We start from the raw sequence: 2,263 nt of genomic DNA, 5'->3' as shown, positions 1-2,263 counted from the left end.
TTCCAGGTTTCCAGCAACAACTGACGCTCTGCTGGTGCCAAGAGATTAATTTCCCCGATCGGCTGCTGAATATTAGCGACCATCGCTTGCAGTATTGTGTGCAAATATCCAACATGTCGTTCGATTGTCGATTGATCAAACAGAGCGGTTGAATAACCGAGATAACCGACAACCCTGTCCTCCTCTTCAAACAGATTAAGTTCAAGATCAAACTTAACGACATCAAAAGGTTGATCGATCTGTGAAATTGTCAGCCCCGGTAATCTCCATTCCACAATCTCGTTGCTCTGCCAGGCAAACATCACCTGAAACAATGGGGTATGCGACAGCCTACGCGGGGGTTGTACAATTTCTACCACTTGTTCAAAGGGTAAATCTTGATGCTCCTGGGCCGCCAGCGCGGTTTGCCGCACACGCGACAGCAACTCCGTCACATTAGGCTCACCCGATAAGTCGATACGCAACGCCAAAGTATTAACAAAGAAACCCATCAAGGATTCCACTTCCTGACGGCTGCGACCAGCACTGGGTGTACCGATAACCAAATCATCCTGACCGGACAAACGAGACAAGACTATTGACCAGGCTGATAGCAAGGTCATAAATAACGTGATCCCCTGTTGTTCACTCAGACGCTTAAGGGATGCCGTTAACTCTGTGTCCAGATTGATAGGCCACAGGTTCCCTGCAAACAATTGTTCGGGAGGTCGTGGTCGATCGGTTGGCAAATCCAGCAAGACTGGCGCGTCAGCCAACACCATTCGCCAATAATCAGATTGAACCTGAACCCTCTCAGCAGAAAGCCATTGACGCTGCCATGCCGCATAATCAGGGTATTGGATGACCAACGGCGGCAACGGATCAGGCTGTTGGTTTAGGCAGGCTGAATAAAGCGCACTCAGTTCTGATTTCAATATCCCTAAAGACCAGCCATCGGACACAATATGGTGTTGGGTCAACAGGAAGACATACTCATCGTCAGTCAGTTGTATCAGAACAGAACGAATTAAGGGACCGCAGGCAAGATTAAACGGCATTTTAGCTTCCTGCTCGCACAAACGCTTAAGTTGCTCATCCACCTCAGAAGCTTTACGCAGATCGTATTTTTTCATCGGCAGACCAAATTCCATCGGCAGGAGTTCAACCTGAGGCTGCTCGTTTACTGTGATAAAAACGGAACGTAATGCTTCATGACGGGCAAACAGGTGATTCAGTGCCTGCTGCCAGGCATGAATATCAAGCTGGCCTCGTAAACGCAGTGCCAACGGAATATGGTAGGTATCACTAATCCCCTCAAATTGCGCCAGAAACCACAGCCGCTGTTGCGCGAATGACAGGGGTAGCGCTGCGTCATGGGGTGTCGGTGTGATGGCGGGCAATACTCCACTCTGTTCATTTAAACGCTCATCAACCGCCTTAGCAAAAGCCAGCAAAGCAGGCGCTTTAAATAATGTGGTCAGCGGCAGTTCAGCACCGAAAGCCGCGACACGGTTCATCACTCTCATCGCCAACAACGAATGACCACCCAGAGCAAAGAAATTATCATACCGACTGATTTGCTCAACATCCAACAACTCACACCAGATAGCTGCCAAGGCAATTTCAGTTTCCCCTTGCGGCACTTCATAGACCTGACGGGCAAAGTTTTCCTCTCCCGGCACAGGCAATGCCCGACGATCCAGTTTACCATTCGGCGTCAACGGGAATTCATCTAAACGGACAAAAGCCGCTGGCACCATATAATCAGGCAAGATTGCGCTTAAGTGGGCACGCAGATCGTTGATTAATCTGTCACCTGCTTGCGCTACGATATAGGCGACCAGCCGTTTGTCCTGGCTGCCATCTAGTACCAGCACCGCAGCCTCACGTACCGCAGAATACTCCTTCAACCGAGTTTCAATTTCCCCCAGTTCAATCCGGAAACCACGGATTTTCACCTGCTGGTCGTTACGGCCCAGAAATTCCAGATTGCCGTCCGGCAGATAGCGGGCCAAATCGCCGGTCCGATACATGCGCGCAGCCGGTTGGTCACTAAAGGGATCAACCAGGAAGCGTTCAGCCGTGAGTTCAGGCCGATTAAGATAACCACAGGCAATGCCGTCTCCACCGATATAAATCTCACCAGTCGCCCCCAGTGGCACAGGTTGACCATAAGCGTTCAACAAATAGAGGCGTGTGTTAGCGATGGGTCGGCCAATGGGAAGCTTTGTCGTCCCTACTGGCAACTCAGTGATACGGTATGTCGTGGTAAACGTCGTTCCCT

The 2,263-nt window shown here is 50.4% G+C and carries 1 protein-coding gene; it reads right to left on the bottom strand.

Annotation, left to right across the window (positions count from 1 at the left end; genetic code table 11):
• Positions 1 to 2,263 (bottom strand): condensation domain-containing protein (locus tag AAC147_RS06715; protein ID WP_047686054.1); only part of this gene is annotated, 2,263 nt, incomplete at both ends.

Source organism: Xenorhabdus sp. NBAII XenSa04 (assembly GCF_963866145.1).
GTDB lineage: Bacteria > Pseudomonadota > Gammaproteobacteria > Enterobacterales > Enterobacteriaceae > Xenorhabdus > Xenorhabdus indica.
Note: the sequence above shows the minus strand (reverse complement) of the source record. Positions and strands in the feature narration are given on the sequence as shown.